The organism is Brevibacterium sp. UCMA 11754 (genome assembly GCF_021532275.1).
GTDB lineage: Bacteria > Actinomycetota > Actinomycetes > Actinomycetales > Brevibacteriaceae > Brevibacterium.
In genome coordinates this window covers 156062-181667 of sequence record NZ_JACBOT010000029.1, presented here as the reverse complement: position 1 = coordinate 181667, position 25606 = coordinate 156062, and the positions used below count along the sequence as shown (strand labels likewise).

The 25606-nt window shown below is 61.6% G+C and carries 28 protein-coding genes; 19 read left to right on the top strand and 9 right to left on the bottom strand.

Features of this window, described 5'->3' with window-relative positions; all coding sequences use genetic code 11:
• Nucleotides 1–24 precede the first annotated feature (24 nt).
• Nucleotides 25–1104: an NAD/NADP octopine/nopaline dehydrogenase family protein gene (locus tag HX613_RS16475; protein WP_204234558.1), complete on the bottom strand. Its 1080-nt coding sequence runs from the start codon at nt 1102–1104 to the stop codon at nt 25–27.
• A gap of 50 nt (nt 1105–1154) precedes the next feature.
• Nucleotides 1155–2732 (bottom strand): AbgT family transporter, encoded by a 1578-nt coding sequence (locus tag HX613_RS16470; protein WP_235346312.1) that lies wholly within the window; start codon nt 2730–2732, stop codon nt 1155–1157.
• A 189-nt stretch (nt 2733–2921) separates the two neighbouring features.
• Between HX613_RS16470 and HX613_RS16465 the strand changes: the two genes are divergently transcribed.
• The gene (locus tag HX613_RS16465; RefSeq protein ID WP_204234556.1) at nt 2922–3584 is read left to right on the top strand and encodes a GntR family transcriptional regulator; all 663 of its coding nucleotides are present in this window, start codon (nt 2922–2924) and stop codon (nt 3582–3584) included.
• Between the two features lie 21 nt (nt 3585–3605).
• Here HX613_RS16465 and HX613_RS16460 read toward each other — a convergent pair whose 3' ends face one another.
• Complete coding sequence (locus tag HX613_RS16460; RefSeq protein WP_235346311.1) at nt 3606–4385, bottom strand: SDR family NAD(P)-dependent oxidoreductase; 780 nt, start codon at nt 4383–4385, stop codon at nt 3606–3608.
• A 74-nt stretch (nt 4386–4459) separates the two neighbouring features.
• Between HX613_RS16460 and HX613_RS16455 the strand changes: the two genes are divergently transcribed.
• A complete protein-coding gene (locus HX613_RS16455) occupies nt 4460–5410 on the top strand; it encodes an AraC family transcriptional regulator (RefSeq protein ID WP_235346310.1) in 951 nt (316 codons plus the stop codon).
• Nucleotides 5411–5417: 7 nt separating this feature from the next.
• Here the strand turns inward: HX613_RS16455 and HX613_RS16450 are convergent, their stop codons facing one another.
• Entirely contained in the window at nt 5418–6005 is a 588-nt protein-coding gene (locus HX613_RS16450) for a TetR/AcrR family transcriptional regulator (protein ID WP_235346309.1), read from the bottom strand.
• 94 nt (nt 6006–6099) lie between these two features.
• Here HX613_RS16450 and HX613_RS16445 point away from each other — a divergent pair, with 94 nt between their 5' ends.
• Both HX613_RS16445 and HX613_RS16440 read left to right on the top strand, forming a co-directional pair.
• A complete protein-coding gene (locus HX613_RS16445; protein WP_235346308.1) occupies nt 6100–7155 on the top strand; it encodes an NAD(P)-dependent alcohol dehydrogenase in 1056 nt (351 codons plus the stop codon).
• 102 nt (nt 7156–7257) lie between these two features.
• Entirely contained in the window at nt 7258–7728 is a 471-nt protein-coding gene (locus tag HX613_RS16440; protein WP_235346307.1) for a YdeI/OmpD-associated family protein, read from the top strand.
• 46 nt (nt 7729–7774) lie between these two features.
• Here HX613_RS16440 and HX613_RS22760 read toward each other — a convergent pair whose 3' ends face one another.
• Nucleotides 7775–8812: a Fic family protein gene (locus tag HX613_RS22760; protein WP_235346306.1), complete on the bottom strand. Its 1038-nt coding sequence runs from the start codon at nt 8810–8812 to the stop codon at nt 7775–7777.
• A 511-nt stretch (nt 8813–9323) separates the two neighbouring features.
• Here HX613_RS22760 and HX613_RS16430 point away from each other — a divergent pair.
• Both HX613_RS16430 and HX613_RS16425 read left to right on the top strand, forming a co-directional pair.
• A complete protein-coding gene (locus HX613_RS16430; protein WP_235346305.1) occupies nt 9324–9794 on the top strand; it encodes a helix-turn-helix domain-containing protein in 471 nt (156 codons plus the stop codon).
• 185 nt (nt 9795–9979) lie between these two features.
• A complete protein-coding gene (locus HX613_RS16425; protein ID WP_235346304.1) occupies nt 9980–10186 on the top strand; it encodes a hypothetical protein in 207 nt (68 codons plus the stop codon).
• Nucleotides 10187–10190: 4 nt separating this feature from the next.
• Here HX613_RS16425 and HX613_RS16420 read toward each other — a convergent pair whose 3' ends face one another.
• The gene (locus tag HX613_RS16420; RefSeq protein WP_235346303.1) at nt 10191–13226 is read right to left on the bottom strand and encodes a DEAD/DEAH box helicase; all 3036 of its coding nucleotides are present in this window, start codon (nt 13224–13226) and stop codon (nt 10191–10193) included.
• Between the two features lie 71 nt (nt 13227–13297).
• Between HX613_RS16420 and HX613_RS16415 the strand changes: the two genes are divergently transcribed.
• Together HX613_RS16415 and HX613_RS22755 are read left to right on the top strand one after the other, a co-directional pair.
• Entirely contained in the window at nt 13298–13561 is a 264-nt protein-coding gene (locus HX613_RS16415; RefSeq protein WP_235346302.1) for a hypothetical protein, read from the top strand.
• Nucleotides 13562–13611: 50 nt separating this feature from the next.
• Complete coding sequence (locus HX613_RS22755; protein ID WP_328284974.1) at nt 13612–14409, top strand: VOC family protein; 798 nt, start codon at nt 13612–13614, stop codon at nt 14407–14409.
• A gap of 17 nt (nt 14410–14426) precedes the next feature.
• On the opposite strand, the gene HX613_RS16405 is transcribed toward HX613_RS22755, so the two are convergent.
• Together HX613_RS16405 and HX613_RS16400 are read right to left on the bottom strand one after the other, a co-directional pair.
• Nucleotides 14427–14597, bottom strand: coding sequence for a hypothetical protein (locus tag HX613_RS16405; protein WP_180959021.1), 171 nt, complete (start codon nt 14595–14597; stop codon nt 14427–14429).
• 57 nt (nt 14598–14654) lie between these two features.
• The gene (locus tag HX613_RS16400; RefSeq protein WP_235346301.1) at nt 14655–15377 is read right to left on the bottom strand and encodes a haloacid dehalogenase type II; all 723 of its coding nucleotides are present in this window, start codon (nt 15375–15377) and stop codon (nt 14655–14657) included.
• 108 nt (nt 15378–15485) lie between these two features.
• On the opposite strand from HX613_RS16400, the gene HX613_RS16395 reads away from it, so the two are divergent.
• The 7 genes from HX613_RS16395 to HX613_RS16365 all read left to right on the top strand — a co-directional run bounded on the left by HX613_RS16395 (nt 15486) and on the right by HX613_RS16365 (nt 20880).
• A complete protein-coding gene (locus HX613_RS16395) occupies nt 15486–16307 on the top strand; it encodes a helix-turn-helix domain-containing protein (protein ID WP_235346300.1) in 822 nt (273 codons plus the stop codon).
• Between the two features lie 126 nt (nt 16308–16433).
• Entirely contained in the window at nt 16434–17081 is a 648-nt protein-coding gene (locus tag HX613_RS16390; protein ID WP_235346299.1) for a small multidrug efflux protein, read from the top strand.
• A gap of 47 nt (nt 17082–17128) precedes the next feature.
• A complete protein-coding gene (locus HX613_RS16385) occupies nt 17129–17572 on the top strand; it encodes a hypothetical protein (RefSeq protein WP_235346298.1) in 444 nt (147 codons plus the stop codon).
• Between the two features lie 5 nt (nt 17573–17577).
• Entirely contained in the window at nt 17578–18216 is a 639-nt protein-coding gene (locus HX613_RS16380) for a homing endonuclease associated repeat-containing protein (protein ID WP_235346297.1), read from the top strand.
• Between the two features lie 230 nt (nt 18217–18446).
• On the top strand, nt 18447–19856 hold the full coding sequence (locus HX613_RS16375; RefSeq protein ID WP_235346296.1) for an MFS transporter: 1410 nt from the start codon (nt 18447–18449) through the stop codon (nt 19854–19856).
• Nucleotides 19853–20254 carry a RidA family protein gene (locus HX613_RS16370; protein WP_235346295.1) on the top strand — a complete coding sequence of 134 codons (402 nt, stop codon included), beginning with the start codon at nt 19853–19855 and terminating at the stop codon, nt 20252–20254. Before HX613_RS16375 ends, HX613_RS16370 begins: the two co-directional genes overlap by 4 nt.
• Nucleotides 20251–20880 carry an RraA family protein gene (locus HX613_RS16365; RefSeq protein WP_235346294.1) on the top strand — a complete coding sequence of 210 codons (630 nt, stop codon included), beginning with the start codon at nt 20251–20253 and terminating at the stop codon, nt 20878–20880. Before HX613_RS16370 ends, HX613_RS16365 begins: the two co-directional genes overlap by 4 nt.
• Nucleotides 20881–20884: 4 nt before the next feature.
• Here the strand turns inward: HX613_RS16365 and HX613_RS16360 are convergent, their stop codons facing one another.
• On the bottom strand, nt 20885–21733 hold the full coding sequence (locus HX613_RS16360) for a MurR/RpiR family transcriptional regulator (RefSeq protein WP_268826974.1): 849 nt from the start codon (nt 21731–21733) through the stop codon (nt 20885–20887).
• Nucleotides 21734–21811: 78 nt separating this feature from the next.
• Here HX613_RS16360 and HX613_RS16355 point away from each other — a divergent pair, with 78 nt between their 5' ends.
• The 4 genes from HX613_RS16355 (at nt 21812) to HX613_RS16340 (ending at nt 25594) form a co-directional block, all read left to right on the top strand.
• On the top strand, nt 21812–22729 hold the full coding sequence (locus HX613_RS16355; protein ID WP_235346292.1) for an ABC transporter substrate-binding protein: 918 nt from the start codon (nt 21812–21814) through the stop codon (nt 22727–22729).
• A 6-nt stretch (nt 22730–22735) separates the two neighbouring features.
• Nucleotides 22736–23587, top strand: coding sequence for an amino acid ABC transporter permease (locus HX613_RS16350; protein WP_235346291.1), 852 nt, complete (start codon nt 22736–22738; stop codon nt 23585–23587).
• Entirely contained in the window at nt 23580–24371 is a 792-nt protein-coding gene (locus HX613_RS16345) for an amino acid ABC transporter ATP-binding protein (protein WP_235346290.1), read from the top strand. Before HX613_RS16350 ends, HX613_RS16345 begins: the two co-directional genes overlap by 8 nt.
• Before the next feature lie 86 nt (nt 24372–24457).
• On the top strand, nt 24458–25594 hold the full coding sequence (locus HX613_RS16340; RefSeq protein ID WP_235346289.1) for an NAD(P)/FAD-dependent oxidoreductase: 1137 nt from the start codon (nt 24458–24460) through the stop codon (nt 25592–25594).
• Nucleotides 25595–25606 lie beyond the last annotated feature (12 nt).

The following is a 25606-nucleotide window of genomic DNA, read 5'->3' as shown; positions in this document are numbered from 1 at the left end:
TTCCACGTTTTTGGCCCGAAAGGGTCAGCGCACTCCATTGCGGAAGACATCGAGTATGTCGTCCACCTCGGCGTCTGCGAGGCCGAGGGACTCTGCAGTGCGGCCGTTTGCAGAGAAATCGACCCCGCAGAGCACGCTGCTGATGGTGATGAAGCCATCGGTCAGCGGCATGGGTACACCGATCTGTCGGGCAATAGAACTCCAGATGACCAGTCCGAAGGGGATATCTTCCGTGAAGTACCGATGTGTCAGGGAGTCCGGTTCAGGAAACGCCTGTCGGCCGTATCCCTGTACGACTCTGTCGACGAACGAGCCTTCGCTGACTCCATAGGCATCGTCCAGGAACTGCCAGAATCCCGTGGTGTGAGTATGTAGCACTGTCGACAGCGAAAGTCGTTCCTGATCGAGAGCATCGATGGCTTCGGCGATTCTCGGGGTCACGAGCTCGTGCTGTGGCAGACGTTCGGCGTCTTCGACAGTCTTGAAGTTCAGGACTGCCGGCGGAACGTGATAGATCGGATTCGAATTGCTCAGGCCGACCGCCAAACTGTCAGCTGCCGGGCTGTAGTGTTCGCCGAAGAAGGGGACGAGGCGACCGATGACCTCCTGTGTCCTGCTGTTGGGAATGCTCGAAATGCCGATCGAGTCCTTCACTGCGCCGACGTAGACCTTGGCGGGCTCCTTGAGCCGGCACGTGTATAAGCTGGTCGCGCTCTCTGCGATCAGGCATGGTTGCCGGTCGGCCAGCGCGAAGTGGCGGGACAGCTCCACACCGCTGCCCAGAACTGTGGGTTGGAAGACGACGAGTTGATCGGGTTCCAGGGTGGAAGCGAGCGACTCAGAGAGGCCCGGGTGTGCGAACGCGGGTGCGGCGACCACAACCACATCTGCGTTCTCCGTAGCTGTGCCGATGTCGGTGGTGAGCAGGTCCGGTATGCCGATCCCGTTGATTTCGCCGAAGAGTTCGATTCCTCCTCGATCCCTGATCGGCTGAAACTCTTTGTCCCAGCGCGAGAACATCCGCACAGAATGTCCCAGCAATGCCATATGCCCGGCGATCGTCTGGCCAACGTTGCCCGCACCGATGACGGTGATTGTTCCCATATGTGTTGTTTCCTTTCGAGAGTCTCTGTTGTCACGATTGAACGCATCCGTCATCGAACCGGCACCCCTGGCCCCAGTGGGATTCCGACGAGATACCAGATGACGAAGAAGATGGACCAGACGATGAGCACTGCCAAGGCCAGGGGCAGGGTGAAGGAGAGCATGGTCCCGACTCCGGCGCCCTTACGGAAGTGCTGGACATAGCCGAGCGCGAGGACGAAGTAGCCGTTGAGCGGCGTCAGGCAGTTGGTGACCGAATCGCCGATCATGAACGCGACCATTGCCGATTCCGGCCGCATTCCGATGTACATGACGAGCGGAACTACGACGGGAGCGAGGATCGACCACATCGCGGAGCCGCTGGTGATCAGCATGTTGAGCACGCAGATGGCAAGAACGATGATGAGCAGCAGAACCAGATGCGCAGCGTTGAGTTGTTTGAACAGCGCGGCACCGTTGACGCTGATGACCGACCCGATGTTCGTCCATTCGAAATACGCGAGGAACTGGGAGACGACGAAGAAGAGCACGAGGACTGGCGCCAAGGTTCGGATGCCTTCGGCCATTGCCGGAGGAACATCGCCGAGATGGGGGATCGATCGTGTGATCCGCCCGTACACGATGCCGAGCAGGGCGAAGACCAGCGAAATGAAGATGGCGATGTTCTTGAGCACGGGCGACTGAATGATGCTTCCGCCTTCCCCGCGAAACGGCGAGCCCGGCATGAGCATCAACGCGATCCCGACGGCTGCGACGACGAAGACGACAGCGGACACGATGAGGCCCCGACGCTCCTCAGCGCTCAGCTCGACGGATTCATGGTTGGTGGACTCCGTATTGAACAGTTTGTCCGAGACTCGGAAGTCACTTGAGAGGCGTTCGGGTGAGAACTCAGGACGGCGGCTGATCACTTTGTCGACGACGACGGCGATGGTGATCGACAGCACCACTGACGACGCGGCCGTGAAAAAGTAGGTGGCGAACGGTGTGACGACATAGTCCTTGTCGACAATGTGGGACGCCGCCATCGACAGTGAAGCGCGAATGGCGTCCGAGGGTGTGACGAGCGGACTCGCATTGAAACCGACGGCCGTGGCCGCATAGGCGACCATGAGACCGAGCAACGGACTCCGTCCGGCAGCGCGGAAGGCCAGGGCACCCAATGGGATCATCACGAGGTACGCAGAATCCGACATGACGTGCGCAATCATCGAGGCGAAGGCGATCGAGAAGGTCAGCCAAGCTTTCGGAAGCCTGCCCACCGTCACACGCAGCAGAGCAGTCAGCAAGCCGCTGCGCTCTGCGACGCTGACGCCGAGCAACACGACGACGATCATGGCCAATGGCGGGAACGTCGCGTAGTTCGTCAGGGCGTTCTCGATGGCGAAGAGTGCTCCATCGATTGAGAAGAGGTTGTTGACCGCGACTGTCTCTCCGTCAACGGGCAGAGTCACCGACACTCCGAGTCCTGCCAGGATCGCACTCGTCGTTCCGAGCGCCAGGCAGAGAATGACGAACAGCCAGAACGGATGCGGAAGCTTGTTCCCTGCCCGCTCGATCGAAGTCAGAATGCGATAGAAGCGATTGTCTGGGTTGGCAACCGCGTGGTCTTCCGTGGTGGCTGTCATTCGATGCCTTTCAGGTGAGGCGATGTGCACTTCATTGTGTGAGGCCCTCTCAGGCGCAATATCAGTATCGTGTATCCGTAAAGTATCCGTCTGATATATAACAAGGATGCTAGAGTGGCACCGATCGGAAGTCAACTTGTTCTTCGGTAGGACGAGTCTCAGCACAGTGATCTGAAAGGTTGTTCGGCGGTGACAAAGACTTCAATGGCCGACCAGGCCTACGCGCAGTTGAAGAGAGACATCGTGAAAACGACGCTGCGTCCTGGCACCATGATCTCGGATTCGGCGATCGCCGAAGAATACGAGATGAGTCGCACTCCGGTTCGGGAAGCGATCAACAGCCTGCGTCGTGAGGGTCTAGTCGTGGTCATGCCTCGACGGGGCACGTTCATCAAGCCGATCGACTTCAGCGAGATTCAGGATCTCTACGCCCTGCGCAAGATGGTCGAACCGGAAGCGGCCGTTCTTGCTTCGGAGCGCGCCTCGTCGGCTGAACTCGAAGATCTGGCGGAGTTGAGCGATCTGAGCATCGACCCGTCCGTCGAGAAACACGTGCTCAATGAGCGCAACGGGCAGCTGCACGTCCGGATCGCCGAACTGTCCGGTGTTCCTGTGCTTGCGAAAACCGTGCGCTCGATCCATGAGGAGATCGAACGCTGCCTCAACCTGCGCAAGGAGCTGGGACGACCCTACAAGGCGGTCAATCACGGCCGCTTGGTCGACGCCATCGAAGGCCGTGATCCCGACGTCATCCGCAATACCGCATTGCAGGGCATCGAACGTGCACGATCACATATGATGACAGTTCTCACCAGTCACTCGGGCTCTGCTTCAGCCCTGTACCAGGAGTGATGGCAGGCGTTCAGCTGCCGATCACCACGGCACCGTGCCTTCGTCGCTGGTGAACGTTCCGGTCGGTCCGTCGGTCCCGCGCAGTGCCACGGCGACGATATGGGCCGCACCCTGTTCGACAGTCTTCGTTCCCTGGAAATCATTGAGTGCAGTCGACGTCATTCCCGGGTCGACGGTGTTGACCGGAATGCCCTCGGGTTCGAGCGCTGTGGCGAAGGCCAGAGAGACCGCGTGCAGGGCGGTCTTGGTCACGGAGTAGAGGCCGAACATCCGCCGATGCGGGTTCTCGGGATCGGCATTCGCCGCCAATGATCCGCCGCCGCTGCCGACGTTGACCACGCGTGATCCGGGTGTGGAGCGCAGCAGAGGAAGGAGAGCCTGGGTGAGCGCAATGACTCCGAAGACGTTGATCTCGTACATGTCCCGCACTGTCTCAAGCGGCGCATTGGTCAGCAGTCCGGAGCGGGCTCTCTCAGGCAGCGGTGTGCTGCGATCTCCGAGGAATGACACTCCAGCATTGTTGACCAGCAGATCGAGGCGGCCGTACTCAGCATTGATGCGCTCTGCGGCCGCAATGACGGAGTCTTCGTCGGTGACGTCGAGCTGGAGGGCGATGGTGCCGGCGCCGATCTCAGCAGCGGCCTCACGCCCGCTCGTCTCGTTACGGGACCCGAGAAGGACGGTTAAGCCAGCGGCTGCAAGATCCTTGGCGACCTGCAGCCCGATTCCTCTGTTCGCGCCGCTGATGAGAGCGACTGGTGTTGATTCGGTCGATGATGGGGCAGTGGTTTCTGTATTCATGTCTCCTACTCTGACGGGTTCCTTTAGTACCTGGAATAATGCAGAGTCCGCAAATCATGCTCTATAGTTCAGACATGGCCGGCGATCATCTCTCGGAAGTGCTAGACCTCATCTCGGTGCGTGGTGTGGTCTCCGGTGGTGCTGCTGTCAGCGGCCAGTGGTTGGCGGAATCAGATGTCGACGAGGAATTGAAATTCTGCGCGATTGTGCGCGGACGGGCCACACTGAGCACCGATGGGATCGACTCTCCGATCACGCTGGTTGAAGGAGAAGTGGCGATCCTCAATGCCCGGTCATGGCTGTCCCTGCGCGGGGGCGCCGGTGACGGTCCGCTGACCCGGGTGGCGCAGCCGGCGAACGCAGAGATCGCTCACCTCGACGTCGCTGACCCTGAGAATTCGGACATCTTCATCGGCGGACGGATCGACCTTGATTCCGCCGGCCATGAGCTCCTGTTTGATGCGCTGCCGCCTGTGGCCCACATCCGCACCTCCTCTCCATCGTCCTCTCGCGTGAGCGGGACCATTGATCGACTCTTCGAGGAGATCTCCGCGAAGCGACCCGGCGTGGACTTCGCCGTCCGTGAGTACAGCCAACTGCTCATTCTCGACGTCCTGCGGGCGTTCGCCGATCAGCCCGCCGTTCCATCGGGGTGGCTGAGGCTGCTGGGAGACGATCGGCTGAAGCCTGCTCTCGACCTCATCCATGAACGTCCCGAGGTGGCCTGGGGGCTCAACGACCTCGCCCGAGCCGCAGCGATGTCGCGCACGGCCTTCGCCGTTCGCTTCCGCGAGGTCGCGGGCATGCCGCCGCTGACCTACCTCGTGCGGTGGCGGATGCTCTTGGCCAAGCGCGAACTGCAGTCAGCCGACTCGAGGATGAAACTGCTCGCGCTCAAGCTCGGGTACTCCTCGGAGAGTTCCTTCAGTTCCGCGTTCAAGCGCAGCGTCGGCGAATCTCCGCACAGGTATCGGACGCGCATCCTTGCTCAGCAGGCTCCGAAGGGGACTGCCGCCCGCGTCTGACCATGCGTCAATGGGGTCTCATGGCCTGGGAGACGCACTCGCGCAGCAAACTCCGGCGGGAGGAGTGCACCTTGGCGGGTTCACTGCTGTCGGCGGCGTAGACATTGCTCACCGGTGACCACGCCATCGACATCGCGATGACCATCGCCATGATGTCGAACGGGTCGCCGTCCCGGACCTGCCCCGCCTTCTGAGCAGCGGCGATGGCCGAGAGTTTGTGGTCATCGTAGTCATCGTGGGATTCGGCGAGGTGGCCCGTGGGCCGTCGCTCCAATCGCGTCCAGGTGGCCAGTCGGATGAGGTCGGGACGGCGCAGGTATTCGTCGTAGAGACGCACGGCCCAATCGGCGAGGTCCTCGGCATCGATGGGCACCGTGTTGGTGATGCTGTCGAGGGAGTCGAGGAAGATGGCGTCGAAGAGCTGGCCCTTGTCGCCGAAGTAGGAGTAGAGCTGAGCCTTGTTCGTCCGTGCGGCCGACACGATCCGGTCGACACGGGCCCCGGCGATGCCGTGCTGGGCGAACTCCTCGGTGGCTGCGTCGAGGATGCGCTGGTAGGTCGCTGCCCCGCGGGGGGTCTGGGGTTGCTCGGGCATGCAGTCACAGTATCAAACAGACCAGTTGGTTTGCGTCGCCCGGAGTGCGGCAGTACGCTAAATAGACCGAATAGTCTGTTTAGGGGGATCTGTGATGCGAACGACCACTGGGTGGCAGGCGACTGGCTCCTCGGAATTGAGTGCAGGCCTGTTGGAGCGGCGCGAACTGCGCCCGGATGACATCGCTGTGAGGGTTGACTACTGCGGGGTCTGCCACAGCGACCTGCAGGCACTGCGTGACCATGATGGCCACTCGCGCCTCATCCCGGGGCACGAGTTCACCGGCGTCGTCAGCGAGGTTGGGCTCGAGGTGGCAGCCTTCTCCGTCGGCGACAGTGTCGCGGTGGGCAACATCGTCGATTCCTGCGGTCAGTGCCCGATGTGCCGGGCAGGACAGGAGAACTTCTGCCACGAGTTTCCCACACTGACCTATGGCGGGAAGGATCGTGTCGACGGATCGACGACCCTGGGCGGGTTCTCGCGGGAGTACGTTGTCCGCGAAGACTTCGCCTACCTGCTCCCCGAGGGGCTGGATCCGGCCGCGACGGCACCGCTGATGTGTGCGGGCGTCACCGTCTGGGAGCCGCTGCGCGCGTTGGATGTCGGGCCGGGTGTACGCGCTGCCGTGGTCGGCCTCGGAGGCCTCGGCCATCTCGCAGTCAAGCTCGCGGTCGCACTCGGTGCCACCGCGACCGTGATCAGCCGCACCTCGGACAAGGCCGACGATGCCCGCCGACTCGGCGCGGATGGTTTCATTGTCTCCACCGACTCTGCGCAGATGACCGCGGCACGGGAGGGTTTCGACGTCGTCATCGACACCGTCTCGGCACCACACGAGGTCACACCCTATCTCAAGCTGGTCGGGCTGGACGGGGCTCTCAGCGTCCTCGGCTATCTGGGCGCGCTCACCGTGGAGGTCACCGACCTGCTCATCGGCCGAAAGAATCTCAGTTCCGCAGGCAGCGGGGGTCGACCTTCGACCGCTGAAATGCTGCAGTTCTGTGCCGACAACGGAGTCGTCCCCGACGTCGAGGTGCTGCCGTCTTCACAGGTCGACACGGCGCTTGAACGACTCGCAGGAAACGACGTGCGGTACCGATTCGTCCTCGACATGTCCGATCTGGATTCATCCGGCAGGATGGAGTCATGACCGAGCACCCCCAGCACCACCCGCTCATCCTCGCCGATACTGCCGAGTGGCGAGACTGGCTGGCGCGCAATGACGGCACATCAGACGGCGTGTGGCTGCTGCTTGCAAAGAAGAACGTCACCACGGACATCTCTGAGCTACCAGGCGGCTCTCGAAGAAGCCCTGTGCAGCGGTTGGATCGACGGACAACGTCGAAAGTTCGACGAAACGGCATTCGTCCAGCCCTTCACTCCCCGCCGTTCCCGCTCGAACTGGTCGAAGCGCAATGTTGAGATCGTCCAACGCCTGATCGACGACCGACGAATGCGGGAGCGCGGTGCCGCCGAGGTCGCTGCTGCCAAAGCGGATGGACGCTGGGCCAATGCGTACCTTGGACAGGCGCAGGTGACCATTCCCGATGATCTTCGCGATGCTCTCGTCGGGGCGCCAGCCGCCCAGGCCGCGTTCGATCGCTTTACTCGTGCAGAGCGGTACTCAGCAATGCTGCCGATTCTCACTGCACACAGCGATGAGGCAAGGGCCAGGATCATCGCTCGACTCGTCGACCGCCTCGGCGAGGTCGACCAGCGATAAGGCTGAGGCTCAGCCCTTTCGGCTCCGGTGGTTCGCCTCCGTCAACTCAACATACGCTAGGTGCTGGTCTGCCGAATAGCAGACGATCTTGCCTTTGTGATTCTTGGTTTTCCTGAGGACTCCTGCCTCGGCGAGCTCGACGAGAGCCCGATGGGCAGCAGCGCGAGTGACTCCGTGCTCGACCGCCACCGAATCGATGGTGACCACCGGCCCTCGGGTGGACCGGTGACTTGCCGATTTCGCGACGGTGCTCGGCGAGATCGAACCGAACTGTCTGATCCAGCGCTTCGATGTCCTCGGCCAGGAGGGCAGCGCTTGCGGCGGCTGCTTCAACCGCCTCGGCGAAGGCGATGACCCACTGATCAAGGTCGGACGGGTCTTTGCGATATGCGGTCAAGCCGCCGATATAGGCGTTCGTGTTGGAGGCGAAGACCGTGCTGATCGGTACGAGCACAGTGCGGAGTGCATCGGAACGTTTGAGGACCGTGTGGACGAGCGCTCGCCCAGTTCGGCCGTTCCCATCGGTGAAGGGGTGGATCGTCTCGAACTGAGCATGGGCGATTGCTGCACGGATGACCGGGTTGCCCTCCGTGGCTGTGATGAACCCAGCCAAATTCGCGACGAGCCGTGGAACCTCAGCCGGTGGTGGAGGTACGAAGTCTGCGCACAGCGGGCTGTTGCCCGGGCCGCCCACCCAGTTCTGGACTTCTCGCAGGCCAATGGCAAGCCGCGGCTCGATCGAGTGCTGGAGGTCTTCGATGTCCTTGACGCTGATCGGCCGAAGTGGGTCGGCGATCTCGGCGATGGCGTTTTCAGTTGCCCGTACGTTGGCGATGACATCGAGAGCCACACGATCGCCGTACTTCAGACGCTCGGCAACCGCCAGTTTCTTCGGACTGAGTCGATTGCCCTCGATCCACGAGGAGGAGATGCTTTCGGACCGGATAAGCAGATGGTTGAGGTAGGTGCTACCGGATGCGTTGATCCGCTCGTCGAGTCGAGCGAGGACTACCGCCGCGTCGTCTGCCGCACGCTTCGCTTCGGGGCCGAGTTCTGGGAGCGTGTTGGCCAGCTCATCGGGCACGTACGCGCGATACGTCCCGGAGGCTCGCTCTGTCCTTCTTGCTCAGACCGGCTGGGTTTGGAGGCGTCCAATGGCATTCGACGGTGTTTGGCATGGGACGGCCTCCTCTCGGGGCGGGCGTAAGTGTGAACACTTCGCTTCAATATTTACTTTAGTGTATCTAAAGTAAATATTGAAGCGAGTGTCTGACGTTGTTGATGTAGATTGCGGATCTTGGTCGGACGGCTGGCATCGCAGTCCTACCCCTCGAACAGCCCCCGAATGTCCTCGGCCGTCACCGTCTGGCTGAAAGCCTGCCCGTTTGGACTGCGACCGTCGAAGGCCCCGCCGTCGGTCAGGATGGAGTCGAAGAGTTCAGCCTTCCTCTTCTGCAGGGCGAGGACCTTCTCCTCGATCGTGCCCTCGGCTCGATGAGGTCGAAGTCAAAGGCCAGGGGAAATTGAGGCGAGTGCGACGATCTTGCAAATTGGTGACCTGGTGCCGTCGATAGCATCGCGCTATATTTGAGTGTATGGGACGGTTTCAAGTGCAGAATCCGGGCGAACTCATTCGCGAAGCGCGCCTTGATGCAGGACTCACGCAGACACAGTTGGCTCGGCGTGCTGGATTGCGCCAACCAAGTTTGGCTCAGATGGAATCTGGGTCCCGGAACGTTTCGGAAGAAATGCTCGATCGAGTGCTCGAAGCAGCGGACTACCGGCCGTCGCTTGCTCTGGCTCAGTACTTTGACGAAATTCTCGCTATTGCTGCCTCTCGAGGACTGCGCAACGTAAGAGTCTTTGGCTCGGTGGCGCGTGGGGAGGATGGGTTCGACAGTGACATCGATCTTCTCGTCACTCCAGATGAAGGTATCGATCTCTTCGATCTTGCACTCTTCATGGATGACGTTCAGCGGCTCACGGGGTTCCCTGTCGATGCTGTCGTCGACAGCGGCCCGCAGCCCCCGGGCTGGGAAGCCAAACGGGAAGCGATTCCACTGTGACTGGCGAGGAGCGCTCGAACGCGCGGTTTTCTCCGCTGCCACGGCGCCGAGTGCCGAGGATCTCAACTCATGACGAGTCAAACATTCGAGAAGAGCTGAGACGAATTCTGAATCGGGCGAAATCTGTGGCTTCCGGTGAGAGAGATGACTTCTTCGATGGAGACGCGTCTTATGACATTGCGAGCATGGTGATCATCCGGTTGGCATCGCTGACTGAGCGTTCTGAGTTTGAACCGTGGGCTCAGGTGCTCAGCCGAGATGAACTTGCTGCGATTCGAGCGATTCGGAATATTGCCGCACACGCTGGCTATGCGGTGATGAATGACGACCTGTTTTGGGACGCGGTCACTGTGCGCGTGCCCGAGATCATCGAACGGCTGCTCAGGCACTGAGCCCCTACCCCTCCAACAGCCCCCGAATGTCCTCGGCCGTCACCGTCTGGCTGAACGCCTGACCGTTTGGACTGCGACCGTCGAAGGCCCCGCCGTCTGTCATGAGGGAATCGAAGAGTTCGGCCTTCTTCTTCTGCAGGGCGAGGACCTTCTCCTCGATCGTGCCCTCGGCAACGTAGCGGTAGACCATGACGTTCTTCGTCTGCCCGATCCGATGGGCACGGTCGATCGCCTGATTCTCTGTCGCGGGATTCCACCACGGGTCCATGAGGAAGACATAGTCGGCCTCGGTGAGGTTGAGGCCGAACCCGCCGGCCTTGAGGCTGATGAGGAACACCGGTGCCGCACCGGTCCGGAACTCTTCGACGATTCTGCCCCGGTTCCTGGTGGAGCCGTCGAGGACGACGTAGGGAATGCCTCGGTGATCGAGGTCTTCGGCGATCTTGGTCAGAAACGACGTGAACTGGCTGAACACGATCGAGCGGTGACCTTCGGCAACGACATCCTCGAGTCGGTCCATCAGGGCCGCAAGCTTGCTCGACGGTACGCCTTCGTGCTCACCGTCGACGATGCGCGGATCCAGCGCCAGCATGCGCAGAAGAGTCAGTGAACGGAAGACGATGAAGCGCTGCTTGTCGTACTCGCTGTCGATGAAGCCGAGGATCTTCTTCCGCTCTTTCTGCAGCACTCGATCATAGAGCTTGCGATGAGCGGCAGTGAGCTCGACATTGATGACCTGCTCCTGCTTCTCTGGCAGATCCGCAGCAACGAGATCCTTGTTCCGGCGCAGCATGAACGGTCTGATCCGCTTCTGCAGGCCCCTCAGCCGACCGGGGTCCTCACCAACTTCGATAGGCCGGACATACTCCTTCTCGAAACGGTGGGCGCTGGGGAGCAGTCCAGGTGCTGTGATGGCGAACAGCGACCACACATCGCGCAGAGAATTCTCCATCGGCGTGCCCGTCAGGGCCAGGCGGAACGGTGCATTGACCGACTTCGCCGCCTGATGAACCTGAGAGGAGCTGTTCTTCACGAACTGCGCCTCATCGAGGACGAACCCAGCCCATCTGAGGCGAGAGACTGGGTCTTCGTCCAGTCGGAGCATCGCATAGGACATGATGATGACATCGGCACCGGCGACCACCTCGGCGAGGGCGGCCTTCCTCTTCTGAGTCGACTCGGAAACGACACGAACGTCGAGGTCAGGGGTGAACTTCGCGGCTTCCGTCGCCCAATTGTCGACCACCGAGGTGGGCGCGACGACGAGGAACGGAAGCTCTGCCTGCGCATGAGCGATCAGCGCCAGAGTCTGCAGAGTCTTGCCCAGTCCCATATCGTCGGCCAGAATCCCGCCGAGGTGGCACCTGTACAGCAGTGCCAACCACCGGAAACCCTGCACCTGATAGGGACGCATAGTGACCCCACCCAGATGTGGCACCTGGGTGGCAGGCAGATGGTCGAGGTCGAGCAGGGCCTGTGCGGACTCCTGCCAAGACGGGGCCGGAAGCGTCTCATCGGCGAGTTCCTCGAACTCCGACCACAGCCCCACATGCAGGCGAGTGATCTTCGGGGACTCCGGCTCCCACTCGGGGATGAGATCTGCTTCAGCCAGGAGCGCCTTGAGCTTGTCGAAGGCGGGCTTGTTCAGCGACAGAAACGTGTGGTCGACGAGCTTGATCTTCTTCGTCCCCGCAGCCAGGGCCTTGTAGAGCTTGACGAAGGGGATGGGTTTGCCGTCGATGGTGATCTGGAATCCCAGGTCGAACCAATCGTTCTTCTCCGACTCGACCGAGGTGATCGTGATGTTCGGTTCGCCGCCGAGCTCACGGTAGGGCTGCTTCTTCCCGCTCGTGATGACCTTGACGTGCTCGATCTCCTCGAGTTCGGGCAGGACGTTGACGACGAAGTCCGCAGTGTCGGCGTCCGTGAGTTCCATGTCACGGGGGTGGCCGGGTGGCTGGGTCTCGGCGAGGATCGATTCGACCTGCCTGAGGACGGAGGCCTCATGCTCGAGGTCACGGTTGTCGCGGGGGTTCGGTGTCGGGGTCGTTGCAGTGCTTCGACCGGCTGCAGTGCTGCGGATGGCGGAGGTGCCGAGCTCGGTCAGTGGCACCACGGGCAGGGTGCGCCTGGGTCCCGAGTACTCCCAGTACCACTGCAGACTCAGGATGTCTTTCGCCCCGAACGCCATGAACAGGACAAGTCGCGGCTGATTGAACTGGGGGAACTTCACTGTGTCGTCGGTGCTGACGACCTCGGCGCTGGTGCGCAGCTGCGGGTAGTACTCCTCGAAGAACTCTTCGGCCTCGTCAACCGGGATGGTGATCGGCCCGGGGGAGTCGAACACCGACAGCGCGGATTCCGTCGTCGGTTCGGCGGCTGGGGCCAGGGTCACGGTGAAGCCTGAACGGATGTCGACGCCGAAGAACCCGTGCGTCCAGATCGGTTTGATGAGGCCGGGTATATAGTCGCGTTCGTCGATGGTGGCGCGCGGCTGGACCCGCAGCTGCCCCTGCGCGCGGTTGACGTCGATGACTGCATTGGACTGGCGCCCGATGTGGATGCTCATGCCCTGATTGACGCCGACGAACTCGACGCCGAGTTCCCTCCCCTGAGTGAACATCTGCCACAGCAGGGGAGTGTGGAAGTCGCCGAGGTTGTACGGCGCACCATCGGGAATGAAGTCCGTCTTGTCCCGGGTCCGCAGGCCGGCGAGCTGGGAGAACCATTCCTGGTGGCGAGGATCGGCGCCGAACTGTCGGGCCATGCGATCGATGTTGCGCCAGGTCAGAGACTTCTTCACCCAGTTGCCGGAGTCGCTGAGGACGAGCGGACGGATGGCCAGACTGGGGTTGGCGCCCGGAGTGACCTCGTTCTTGGCCAGGAGATTCGAGTGCTTCGGCTCGAACCAGGTGCGAGCCACGACCTCCACGAGTTCGAATCCCAGGGCCACAGGCGTGTGAGACTGCGGGACCGCATCGGCGAGGGGTGCGAAGGCGGCACGCCAGTCGGCAGGGGCGGCAGGTCGGTTCTCGGGCACGACGCCATCCTCTCATTGGGAGCTGACACTGCTTGCCAGTGATCGGCTCCCCTGCCTAAGCTGGCATCGGAATGTCGACAAGGATCCATGCTGACTCGGAGGACTCGATGGGTCTGGCACTGAAATCAAGGGGGCCAGTCATGCAAGCGACGCCGCTGACCAGGTGGATCCTCGCCCTGCTGATGCTGACGGTCGGAGCTCTGGCGCTCGCCTCCGTGCCGATCTTTCCTTATTCCGCGATCGTGTTGTGGGGCCTCTCCCTCACATTCCTCATCGTTGCGTTGGTACTCGCAGTCAGGCGAACTCGTGCCAGCCGCCGAGCGACGGCTCCTTGAGCCCGACGCGGGAATCAGCGATGTCAGTGCCGCGCGCTATCCTTGGCGACATGGATGAGAACAACGATGTTCCGACAGTATTCTTCGACGGCTACCGGCGTGCTCTGCTCGACCGGGATGCTGCCGCGATCGCCGACCATTACGCGGTGCCGGCGCAGATCGAATTCCCCGGGCAGCGCATCGCTGTGACCGATGCGCGGCAGACCGAAGAGTTCTTCGCAGGGGCCTTCAGCCAGTACGCGGATGTCACCGAGGCTGAGGTCGCCGTCGAGGTGGTCGCCGAGGCTGGTCACAGTATCTGGGCCGACATCACCTGGCGGTATCACGGCGGTGCGCCGGACGAGCGGAACATGTACCAACTCGTGCGAGTCGGTGACGACTGGAAGATCGGCGTACTCACTCCGCTGGCGCTCGACGAGCAGGGGGAGAAGTCAGGCACCGGCGACCATCCTCAACTGCTGCACACCGTCATCGATTCCACCGAACCACGCGAGCTCGCCGAGTTCTATCGGCAGCTGTTCGGCTATGTCTACCGCCCCGGTGACGAACCGCCTGAGGGCACTGACCCCGATGATGACGTCTGGTTGGTCCTCACAGACCAGGCGGGCCGGCGGATGATCACCTTCCAGAAGACCGAGAGGCTCGAACGGAGTACGTGGCCTGATCCCACTGTGCCCATGCAGCTCCATCTTGATTTCACGGTCACGGATCGAAAAGCTCTCGAAAAGCAGCGAGAACGCGCCGAAAGGCTCGGCGCTCGACTGATCCTGGACCGAGCCGACGACGAGGAGCCACTCTACGTCTTCGCCGACCTTGCTGGGCACCCGTTCTGCATCTTCGTCGCCTGACGAAGGATGGCGTGGGCTCAGGGGTTGAAGAGCTCGATTTCGTCGGGCGCGTAGTAGTCCTGCATCGAAGCTCCGACGCGTACGAGGTACTTGCCTTGCTTCTCGTAGAAGTAGACGACGGTGCCGACGCTGTGCTCCATCGGACCTGTGGTGATCTGGACAGTGTCGCCGATGCTGAAGTCATTCATGCTTCAGTCTAAACACGGTCCCGGCCAGCCGCCGATCTGCGCGTCGCCGGTCACCTCTCACGCGATCTGATCGGCGAGATCCTCGAAGTCATCGGCGACTGCGTCCCAGTCGCTCTCCGCTGCGAGGTCGGTCGTCTGGGCAGGCCCGTGTTCGGTGGGGCGGTGGACGAATGCTGTGCGCAGGCCCACCGCCCGAGCCGCCGAGAGATCACTGTTGTGGGCGGCGACCATGGCCACCTGGTGAGGCTCAAGGCCGAGGATCCCCACGGTGCGCAGGTACGCCGCGGGTTCGGGTTTGTAGGCGCCGGCAACCTCCGCGCCGAGGACGGCATCCCAGGGCAGGCGCGCCCGTTTGGCTACGTCGAGGGCCAAACGGACATTCGCGTTCGACAGCGGTGCGATGATGAACCGCTCCTTCAGCCGGCTCAGCCCTGCGACGGCATCGGGCCACGGATCCAGGCGGTGCCACGCGAGGTTGAGCTCATCGAGCTCCGCTTTCGGGATCGTCTCTGCGCCCACTCCAAGGCGCTCGAGAACGGTGTCGAGATTCTCCCGATGAAGCACGTCGAGTCGTTCGAAGCTCCGACTGCCGTTGCGGATGAGCTCCATCGACGGCTGATACTCGGCCCGCCACAGATCGGCGAACTCGTGCGCATCGACATGGGGCAGATGCGCACTCAGGCGGTCGGCCACCTCGGCGGCAATGCTTTCGCGCCAGTCAACGACGGTGCCGAACATGTCGAAGACCAAAGCCTGAACCTCACCGAAACCTGTACTCATGACTTCACACTAGTTCGCCTGAAGTCACCGACAAATACCCGATCCGCTGCTGAGCAATACACTGGTGAGTGTCCGATTCCGGCGCAGCAGCGACGAGGGGAATGTCCGGTGGGGTGGAGCACGAGCGAACTGGCGCGTCTGACCGGTACCACGGTCAACACGATCCGGCACTATCACAAGCTCGATCTGCTCGCCGAGCCCGAACGCATGAGCAACGGATACAAACAGTACGGGGCGGCCCACCTGCTCAGACTCCTCCAGATTCGACGGATGCGTGATCTCGGGATTCCCCTGACCGACATCGACTCCGTCGCCAGCGATCATGAACAGCAGCAGCTCGCGCTCAAGCAGCTCGACCGCGACCTCGGCGAACGCATCGCTGAGCTGGAGAAGGCGCGAACGGAGATCGCCGAGATGGTGACCTACGGCGCCCCGATCGACACGGCCTCGGGATTCATCGACATCGCCGCACGAATGTCGGCCGCAGACCGCAGCCTGATGAGCCTGTATTCGAACCTTTACGACGAATCGGCGATGGCCGAGATGAAGTCGATCATGTCCGATTCCACGCCCTACGATCAGGAGGTCGACGAACTGCCCGATGACGCCGACGAGGCCACCCGGGTACGGCTGGCCGAGCAGATCGTGCCGAGCATGAAGTCCAACCTGGAAGCCAAACCGTGGATGCTCGCGCCGACGCACCGGATGCACGGGGACGCGAAGATGGGGCAGGCGGCGATCATCGGCTCGATCACTGAGCTCTACAATCCGGCTCAGATCGACGTCATCCAGCGGGCCTTCCTCCAGGTCTTCCCGACGCTCGACATCCCCGACGAGGACCGAGCACGGTTCATTGCCTTCATCACGGAGATGGCGCGTGACGAAGGAGTGGAAATCGACGGCAGCAGCGAGATTCCGGACGGTACCTGAAGATTTCCTGAGTTCGCCGACCACCGCTTGACCCTGTTCCGAGAACACAGTCTGTACTGAACGTAGATAGCAATCGGAGTCGACTCAACCGAGTCGGCGTCGGAGAATCTTCGTTCAAAGGACATCATGAATACGCTCATCGCATTCTTTCAGGACATGGCCTCCCACGTCCCCGACCTGCTCCAGCCCTTCATCATCGCGGCAGCCGGTGCCATTCCCTTCATCGAAGGTGAAGTCTCCTCGGTCATCGGCGTCTGGGCCGGCATGAACCCCGTCGTCGCGGGCATCGCCGGAGCCATCGGCAACTTCATCTGCGTGAGCGTCATCGTCCTCCTCGGAGCCAGGGCCCGCCGGGCCGTCGTTGCTCGCCGGGCGCAGAAGCGTGAGACCGTACGAGCGGCCGTGGATTCCAATGGAACAGAGATCGCCGAGGTGGGAGTGACCGAGACCCACACCGACGAGAACGGCGTGGACCGGGGAGACGTCGACCCCCACCTCGGCGAGGGGATGACGGCCGGAACAGGAGCAGCCGCAGGCGGGAAGCCGGAGTCGAAGGGCCGGATCAAGTTCAAGCGGTTTCTCACGCGCTTCGGTGTTCCCGGCGCCAGCCTGCTGGGTCCCCTTGCCATTCCGACGCAGATCACATCCTCCATTCTCGTCGGAGCCGGAGTGAAGACTTCGTGGATCCTGCTGTGGCAGGGCATCGCCATCGCGGTATGGACAACACTGACCACACTCATCGCCACCGGAGCGCTCACGCTGTTCGCCGGTTGAGCACCCCGACTCTCTGAGCCGACTGCAGCGAACGGAAAGGAAGAACCATGAACACCTCATATCGACACAGGGCCGTCCTCACCTATTCGGCACTCACCGTGGTTGCCCTCCTGCTTCCGTTCCTCATTCCGTTCTCGGCCACGCTCATCGGCTGGGCACTGGAGCTGCCGATGCGATTAGCCATGTCCGAGTCACTGCTGGCCACACTCGGTGTCTTCTTCGCCTGGTTCGTCGTCTCCCGCCTCATCGACGTCATCCTCGACAGCAGCGACATCGGCGGCACCCTCACCGGACGTTTGGTCTCGACCGGAGCCTCGATGGTGCTTTTGGGCGGCGGCTATTTCCTCATCGTCGACTCGTTCGTGGTGTCGCTGGTCATGTCGGTTGCGGTCTGCGGACTGCTGTTCGTGCTGGGTTCGCTGACGGAGCATCGGGACTGGTCGAGGACACTCCCCGAACATCCCGCGCCCCGAACATCCCGCGTAAGATGAAGCGGATGACTGACTCCGGCACCGAGAAATCCCATACCGCGTCCCCCGCGCTCATCGGGGCGCTGCTCCATCTGGCCGCCCGAGGTGCTGAACTCACTCCCGGCGCTTCGTCTGCAGCCGCGCTTCGCCCCGCTGACCAGGAGATCCTCGCCGAGGTTGAGGTCGCACTCCGCACGCAGATGCAGGCCGAGCGACAAGTGAAGAAGGCTCTCGCCGAGGTGGCCGCGTCCCTGGCGGGCGTGCGCACCTGCGCCGATGTGCCCTCCCTGACCGCGGCGAAATACGAGAAGCAGCGCACCGCAGTTCTTGCAGAACTCGGTGTCGCCTCGACCAAGGGGGCCAGCGTGTGGCCGCCGACCAGCCAGACCGCGGTGCAGCGCTTCGGCTCCTGGAACGAGGCGCTCAAGGCCGCCGGGCTGGCCACGAGCACAGTCGGCCGCGCAAAGGGTCAGCTGCGCTTCGACGCCGCGGCCTATGAGAAGGCGATCGCCGAGTTCGCGAGCGACTGCGAATCCCGAGGCGTCGGCGCCACCTACAAGGCCTACGGCGAATACGCCGCTGAACACAAGGGCGAGGTGCCCTCCGCAGCGGCGGTCCGGAAGTTCTACGGCACTTGGAACAAGGCGCTCGCCGCCATCAGCTGAGCCACCGGTCGCCATCGGCTACCCGAACCTGCAAAAGCGCGGTGCAGGTGGAGTGGTCCTGCAGGTTCGAGTAGCCGATGGCACAAGGGCGGCCCAACACCGCAAATGTGCAAATACACAATTTCGGCAACGACACTGGTGTGAAATTTCATTGTCGCCGAAGTGCGCACAGGGAAGAGTGATGACAGTCACTTTCAACCCTGTTCATCTGCACTTCTGGAGGCACCACCATGAGTTCGCCAACTCGCACCGACGACGGATCCGTCGACAACCCGGGCACCGGCACAGCCGCCAGCGCTCGCCTCGATCGCGCGAAGATGCGCAAGATCGCGACCGCCAGCGTCATCGGCACCACCGTGGAATGGTACGACCTGTTCCTCTTCGGCACCGCCTCGGCGCTGGTGTTCAATCAGGTGTTCTTCCCCGAGCTCTCACCGGCTTTGGGTACGATCCTCGCGTTCCTCACCTTCGCCGCCGCCTACCTTGCGCGCACGGTGGGAGCGGTCCTGTTCGGACACTTCGGCGACCGCCTCGGACGCAAGTCGATGCTGCTCGTCTCCCTCCTCGTCATGGGTGGTGCGACTCTGGCCATCGGTTTGGTCCCCGACTTCAACACGATCGGCATCGCCGCACCGTTCATCCTGCTCACCCTGCGCATCATCCAAGGGCTGGCACTCGGTGGCGAATGGGGCGGAGCGGTTCTCATGACCGTCGAACACGCACCCGAGGAGCGTCGAGGCTGGTACGGGTCGATGGTCCAGGTGGGAGTCCCCGTGGGTACGCTGCTGGCCAACCTCGCCTTCCTCATCGTCACCGGTCTCGTGTCCGAGGAAGCGCTCATCTCCTGGGGCTGGAGGGTTCCGTTCATCGCCTCCGTGCTGCTTGTCGCCGTTGGCATCTACATCCGCCTCAACATCGAAGAGACCCCGAGCTTCCAGCAGGTCCGCGAACAGGGGGCGAAGGCCAAACTGCCCTTCGCTCACCTCATGCGCCACTACTGGAAGCCCGTCATCTTGGGCGGCATCGCCACCCTGTCGACCGGGTCAACCTTCACGCTCATGGTCGCCTCCGGCGTCAACTACGGCACCCAGGAGAAGGGGTTGTCGAGTAACTTCATGCTCTGGGTCGTCCTCGTCGCGTGCATCGTCGGACTCATTTTCATCCCGGTCTTCGGTCGTCTCTCCGACAAGGTCGGACGGCGCCCGATCATCGCCGCAGGAATCGCCGGCGAAGTGATCCTCGCCTTTCCGTTCTTCTGGCTCATCAACACCGGAAACGCCGCCGCAGTATTCCTCGCCTACGGGCTGATGATGATCGCATTCTGCGCGAACTACGGCCCGATCGCGACCTTCCTCGCCGAGCTCTTCGGCGCGAAGATCCGCTACTCCGGGCTGTCCGTGTCCTACATGCTTTCGGGCCTGCTGGGCTCGGCCATCACCCCCGCGATCACCGTGTGGCTGCTCGACGTCACCGGCAAGTCCGACTCGATGGCCTGGTACATCGCCGGCTCCGCGGTCCTGTCCCTCATCGCCCTGTTCCTGCTCACCGAAAACCGTCTGCAGAGCATCGACCAGGCGGATACCGCCGAGGCGAGAGTCGATAGCGGCACGTCCGCCGAGGTGGGGGTGGAGAACCGATGATCCGTCACATCGAGACCGCGCCGGGGCTGGCCCCGAGCATCGGTCCGTACTCACAGGCGGTGGTCGCCAATGGGTTCGTCTTCACCACCGGGCAGGTGCCCTTCGGCGCCGACGGTGTCACCCCAGAAGCGTTCGAAGACCAGGTGAGAACATGTCTGACCAACCTACGATCGGTCCTTGACGAGGCGGGCAGCGGGATTGACCAGGTCGTCAAGGTCAACGCCTATCTGACATCTCCCGAGCAGCGCGATCCCTTCAACACTGTTTACGCCGAATTCTTTAATGAGGCGAAGCCGGCGCGGACCACCGTGTGCGTCGCGATCTGGGACATCTCTCTCGAGGTCGAATGCGTGGCGGTCCTGGGAGATTTGTCCGAAGCCAAGGGTGGGGCTGCATGAGCGCTGCGATCTCAACTGAATTGATCGAGGCACTCCGGGAGGTCGAGCTGCCGACGCTCGGTCACTTCCTCGAGGACGGTTTCTGCACTCCGCGCATGGTCCCGATCAACGAAGGACCGCAGATGGTCGGTCCGGCCCGAACTCTCGACCTGCGCGAACCCGATGCTCTCGCCGTCAACCGGGCACTGCACGGACTGAACCCAGGTGACGTCCTCGTCATCCGGGTCGCAAGTGGCAGCCACGCCCCGGTCGGGGCGGTCACTGCGGCTGCAGCGATCGCGAAGGGTGCCGCAGGCATCGTCGTCGACGGCCCCGTCACCGACGCCGACGCGCTGCGGATCGTGCAGGACAAGCTTCCGGTCTTCGCCACGGGACTGTCAGCTCGGACGACGAAACGCACCGGCAGCCTCGGCGATGATGCACTCGATTGTGAGGTCGACATCGACGGCGTCATGGTGAAGTCGGGTGACCTGGTGCTCGGCGATCGTCAGGGTGTGCTGGTTCTTCCTCCTGCAGGACCGGGAGACGAAATCCTTCAGGCGGCGCTGGCCTCCGATCGTGGAGAGCCAGCGCTGTTGGCGAGGATTGCGGCGGGCGAAGACCTGCGGGGTCTGCTGCCGGGATAGGCGTTCAGAGACGTTCGCGGCGTTCGACCATCTCGTTGTAGGCATCCATCGAGCTTGAGGAACTGCGGTTGGCGACATCGTGGGCAAGGGAAAACGCAACGACCAGCGGTGCCATGATGTTCTCCGTGTCGGTGAGAACGGTGCTCGGTGTTGCCAGCACGAGCGAATCGTCGTTTGCGAACGAGGTGTCGACGATCTCCGTGACAAGGATCGTTCGAATGCTGCGGTCCTTCGCATAGGCGAAGATCTCCTTGATCTCCGGGAAGACACGCAGCGGCGCGAAGAGCACAATACAGTCGTCGGCCCCAAGAGAAGTCACGAACGGTGCCAAAGAGCGGCCCGTGTGCCGGTTGGCCTGAGCCTTGAAGCCGAATGTTCGCATGTGATGAGCGAAGATCTCGGCGAGATGTCCTGCTTCCTCGACACCGTAGGTGAAGGTTTCGGACGCCCCTGCCAGCGCTCCCACCGCCTCATCCCAGACGGTCCGGTCGATCGTCGTGGTCGCTTCATCCAGGGTGGTGATCGAATCCTCAATCACCGACATCAGACTGTTGCGTCCCGCTTGGCGAGCGCTGACCCGGCGCCCGATGAGCTTGCGAGGTTCCGTGCCGGTGTCGCTGAGCTCGTCGGCGAGGGCCTGCTTGAGCTCGGGAAAACCTGCATACCCCAAAGACTGGGCCGTTCGAATCACCGAGGCGGTGCTGACCCCGACCTTGCTCGCTATGAGACTCGTCGAGGAAGTAAGCGTCATAGTGGCGTTCTGCCGAAAATATCGGGCTGCCTTGAGCTGATTTGGCGTCAGCGCTCCGGCGAGCCGGGTGACTCGGGTCGAAAAGGATTCCGATGTAACCATTGATACACGCGCCGTTCTTGATGTATGTTCTACTACATTACCCGGTGAGCAACGGTGCCCACCAGCCGAGGAGGTACCTTGAAACTACCGTCGATTACCCTCAAGCGTCAGATTTCGGTGGGATCGATCATTGTCCTCTCCGGTATTCTGCTCAGTTCCTGCGGCATCGGCGTGGAAGACAATCCGGTGCCGAAACAGACCTTCGACGTCAGTGCAGACAAAGAGCTCGTCCGTGACCTCCCTGATCCGATCGAGGACAAGGGGAAACTGAACATCGCCGTTGCAGTGGGAAGCGCACCCGACGTATTTCAAGATGAATTCGGCAACCTGGTGGGATGGGAGGTCGATGTGGCCAAAGCTGCGACGGACAAGCTCGACCTGAACCCGGAATTCTCCGAGATCAGCTTCGATTCGATCATCCCCGGGCTGCAAGCTCAGCGCTACGACATTGCCTTCGGTCAGATCGGCATCACGAACGAACGCATGAAGAAGATCGATCAGGTGGCGACAGGGCTGGGCAATCAGGCCTTCGCTGCACCCAGCGACTCCGACACCGTGGTCCCGGACATCAGCGCACTCTGCGGAAGGGCAATCGGCATCACACGCGGCTCCCGCCAACAGGAATTCGCCGAGGCGCAGACGAAGAAGTGCACCACCGAAGGCAAGGAGCCCATAGCAATCCAGGTCTACGACGATGGGACGAAGGCCAATCTTGCCATGCTCAGTGGCCGTGCCGACGTCAGCTGGAGCGGTTCGACGTCGATGAACTACTTCGTCAAGGTCAGCAAGGGCAAAGCCGACATCGTGGGCCACCATCTTCAGCCGTACCCATTGGGCGGGGCGCTGTCGAAGGACTCCGAATTCTCCCAGTCCTATGCTGACGCCGTGAACGCCCTCATCGAGGACGGAACCTACGAAAAGATCATGAACAAGTGGGGAATCCCAGACAGCATCATCGATGAGGCTGTCGTCAATCCCAAGGTAAAGGACCAGTAGGCGCCCATGACTGCAGTTCAGACTCCACAGAAGGCACTCCCAGAACCACTGGCGATCCATCGCCGAAAGACTCGACTCTCGTGGATGTTCGCCGGCCTCCTCGTGGTGATCGCGATGTTCGCAGCCGTCTCCGTGTTCGGAAACGAGAACTTCGGATGGCCCGTCGTCGCACAGTACTTCTTCAACATTCAGATCTTGGAAGGACTGGGAAGGACGGTGCTGCTGACCTCGGTGGCCATGTCCATCGGCATCATCCTCGGTGTCGTTCTGGCAGTGATGCGGCTCTCAGACAATGTGGTCCTGCAGTCGGTGAGTTGGCTCTACACCTGGTTCTTCCGCAGCATTCCACAGCTCGTGCAGCTGATCTTCTGGTTCAACTTCGCGGCGCTGTATCGCTCGATCGTCGTCGGCATTCCCTTCGGCCCGGAGCTCTTCGCTTGGAACACCAACGACATCATCACACCGTGGAGCGCAGCGATCTTGGGGTTCGGTCTCAGCCAGGCGGCCTACACCGGCGAGGTCATGCGAGCCGGAATCAACTCAGTGCCTGATGGTCAGCGGCGAGCGGCCAAGGCGCAGGGCATGACCCCGATGCTCTCATTCTTCAGGATCATCTTCCCGCAGGCCATGCGCGTGATCATTCCACCGGTCGGCAATGAGCTGATTTCGATGGTGAAGAACACGGCATTGGTGTCCACGATCGCGCTGGCAGATCTCCTGTACTCGGCCCAACTCATCTACTCGCGAAACTTCGAGACCATTCCACTGCTCATAGTCGCAACCCTGTGGTACCTGGTCATTGTTTCATTACTCTCGATTGGACAGCATTACATTGAAAAACACTACAACCGTGGATGACGTCGGATCGAGCAGGAACGCCCACACTCCCCTCGTTGACATCAGCCGGGTATCGAAGTCATTCGGCTCAAACGAAGTGCTCAAGGATGTCTCACTCCAGGTCGAGAAGGGACAGGTTGTGTGCATCATCGGACCCTCCGGATCAGGCAAGAGCACACTGCTCAACTGTGTGAACCATCTTGAGCCCATCGATTCCGGCTCAATCAAAACGGCGGGACAATACATCGGCTACCGGCGTGAGAAGGACGGACTCCATAAGCTATCCGAGTATGCGGCTGCGAAGCAGCGGCGTGCGGTGGGAATGGTCTTCCAGCAGTTCAACCTCTTTCCGCATATGACGGTGAGAGAGAACGTGACCTTCTCCCAGACTCACGTCCTCAAGCGCTCGCGCACCGAGGCCACGACTACCGCTGATGACCTCCTGGCCCGTGTCGGGTTGGGGGAGAAAGGCGATGCCTATCCGTCGTCGCTGTCCGGGGGCCAACAGCAGAGAGTGGCAATCGCCCGAGCATTGGCGCTGGATCCACAAGTCATGCTCTTTGATGAGCCCACCTCGGCGCTGGACCCCGAGCTGGTCGATGACGTTCTTGTCGTCATGAAGAAACTCGCTGCATCAGGAATGACGATGCTGGTGGTCACCCATGAACTCGGCTTCGCACGAGAGGTCGCCGATGTCGTTGTGTTCATGGCCGACGGGAAGATCGTGGAGACCGGCGATCCGACATCTGTGCTCGAGCACCCTGTCGAAGCACGCACCCGACAGTTCATCTCACGTATCCACTGATCCCAGCGGTCGTCCGCTGTTCTCCGCGGCAGCGGGACAAAGTCGCAGCTCCTCACCAATTCACCCTCAAAGAAAGAGAAACGAATATGGAATTCGACCACATTGTCATCGGTGCCGGTGTCCACGGCAGTGCCGCCACCTACTATCTATCCAAACTAGGCAAGCGGGTACTCCTCCTCGAACGAAACCAAGTCGCTTCTGGAGCTTCAGGTGGAGTCGGATACCGCGGTGTTCGCGCAAACAACAGAGATATTCGTGAACTCCCACTCATGGCCCTGGCCTATGACCTATGGCCGGATCTCAATGCTGAGCTCTCGATCGAACCCGGCTACCAGCGTCTCGGCGGACTCGAGTTGTTGAGCGACGAAGATCTGAGTGACCAAAGTGTGCGCGAGCAGATCGAAACCCGGATCGCGGTCCAGTCCTCGTTTGGAATCCCCACGGAGCTCCTCGACCGGGAAGGTTTAGACGAACTTGAGCCGGGAGCCGCGTCCTCCGTAGCCGGGGCCATCTACAGTCCTAAGGATGGGGTAGGCGATCACACCGAGGTGACCCGCGGCTATGCAGCTGCCGCCGCGCGGCTCGGGGCAGACGTTCGTGAGAATGAAGAAGTCGTCGCCATCGCCGCTGACGGTGACGGCTATACAGTGACCACTAGTGGCGGAGACGTCCATCAAAGCGCGCAGGTATTGGTCACCGCGAACAGCTATTCTCGCACGCTGTTGCGAGAATCATTCGGGCTCGATCTGCCGATCACTCGCTTCAATCCTCAGATGACGCCGGTGCGGACCCGGTCCGGATTCACCTTCTCCCACCTGCTGTCCCACCATTCGCTGCCGTTCGCGGCAAAGACGATCGGAGACGGTCAGGTGATGCTCTCTGGAGGTCGTACCGGTGATTGGGACTACTCCGCGGATGAAGGTCATCCCCGTGAAATCACCGCCCAGATGTCTGTCGCCGATGCTGCCGAGCTGTTCGAAGAATTCGTCGACGCAGAGATTGTCATGACCGATGCCTCACGAGCAGATTCACTCTGCGTCGATGGAGTCCCGATTATCGATGAGGTCCCTGGCCATCCTGGAATCCATTTCAGCACCGGGTGGAGCGGCCACGGTTTCGCAATCTCCCCGGCTGTGGGCACCCTCGTCGCTCAGTGGCTGACCACTGGTGAGAAGCCACGAGAGCTCAGACCGTTCGCGCTGAACCGGTTCGCAGCTTCGTGACTGTTCTCTTGG

Coding starts and splice junctions, on each gene's coding strand:
- HX613_RS16475 (WP_204234558.1), bottom strand. CDS start 1,104: ATGGGAACAATCACCGTCATCGGTGCGGGCAACGTTGGCCAGACGATC.
- HX613_RS16470 (WP_235346312.1), bottom strand. CDS start 2,732: ATGACAGCCACCACGGAAGACCACGCGGTTGCCAACCCAGACAATCGC.
- HX613_RS16460 (WP_235346311.1), bottom strand. CDS start 4,385: ATGAATACAGAAACCACTGCCCCATCATCGACCGAATCAACACCAGTC.
- HX613_RS16455 (WP_235346310.1), top strand. CDS start 4,460: ATGGCCGGCGATCATCTCTCGGAAGTGCTAGACCTCATCTCGGTGCGT.
- HX613_RS16450 (WP_235346309.1), bottom strand. CDS start 6,005: ATGCCCGAGCAACCCCAGACCCCCCGCGGGGCAGCGACCTACCAGCGC.
- HX613_RS16445 (WP_235346308.1), top strand. CDS start 6,100: ATGCGAACGACCACTGGGTGGCAGGCGACTGGCTCCTCGGAATTGAGT.
- HX613_RS16430 (WP_235346305.1), top strand. CDS start 9,324: ATGGGACGGTTTCAAGTGCAGAATCCGGGCGAACTCATTCGCGAAGCG.
- HX613_RS16425 (WP_235346304.1), top strand. CDS start 9,980: ATGGTGATCATCCGGTTGGCATCGCTGACTGAGCGTTCTGAGTTTGAA.
- HX613_RS16415 (WP_235346302.1), top strand. CDS start 13,298: ATGTCGACAAGGATCCATGCTGACTCGGAGGACTCGATGGGTCTGGCA.
- HX613_RS22755 (WP_328284974.1), top strand. CDS start 13,612: ATGGATGAGAACAACGATGTTCCGACAGTATTCTTCGACGGCTACCGG.
- HX613_RS16405 (WP_180959021.1), bottom strand. CDS start 14,597: ATGAATGACTTCAGCATCGGCGACACTGTCCAGATCACCACAGGTCCG.
- HX613_RS16400 (WP_235346301.1), bottom strand. CDS start 15,377: ATGAGTACAGGTTTCGGTGAGGTTCAGGCTTTGGTCTTCGACATGTTC.
- HX613_RS16390 (WP_235346299.1), top strand. CDS start 16,434: ATGAATACGCTCATCGCATTCTTTCAGGACATGGCCTCCCACGTCCCC.
- HX613_RS16385 (WP_235346298.1), top strand. CDS start 17,129: ATGAACACCTCATATCGACACAGGGCCGTCCTCACCTATTCGGCACTC.
- HX613_RS16380 (WP_235346297.1), top strand. CDS start 17,578: ATGACTGACTCCGGCACCGAGAAATCCCATACCGCGTCCCCCGCGCTC.
- HX613_RS16375 (WP_235346296.1), top strand. CDS start 18,447: ATGAGTTCGCCAACTCGCACCGACGACGGATCCGTCGACAACCCGGGC.
- HX613_RS16370 (WP_235346295.1), top strand. CDS start 19,853: ATGATCCGTCACATCGAGACCGCGCCGGGGCTGGCCCCGAGCATCGGT.
- HX613_RS16365 (WP_235346294.1), top strand. CDS start 20,251: ATGAGCGCTGCGATCTCAACTGAATTGATCGAGGCACTCCGGGAGGTC.
- HX613_RS16360 (WP_268826974.1), bottom strand. CDS start 21,733: ATGGTTACATCGGAATCCTTTTCGACCCGAGTCACCCGGCTCGCCGGA.
- HX613_RS16350 (WP_235346291.1), top strand. CDS start 22,736: ATGACTGCAGTTCAGACTCCACAGAAGGCACTCCCAGAACCACTGGCG.
- HX613_RS16340 (WP_235346289.1), top strand. CDS start 24,458: ATGGAATTCGACCACATTGTCATCGGTGCCGGTGTCCACGGCAGTGCC.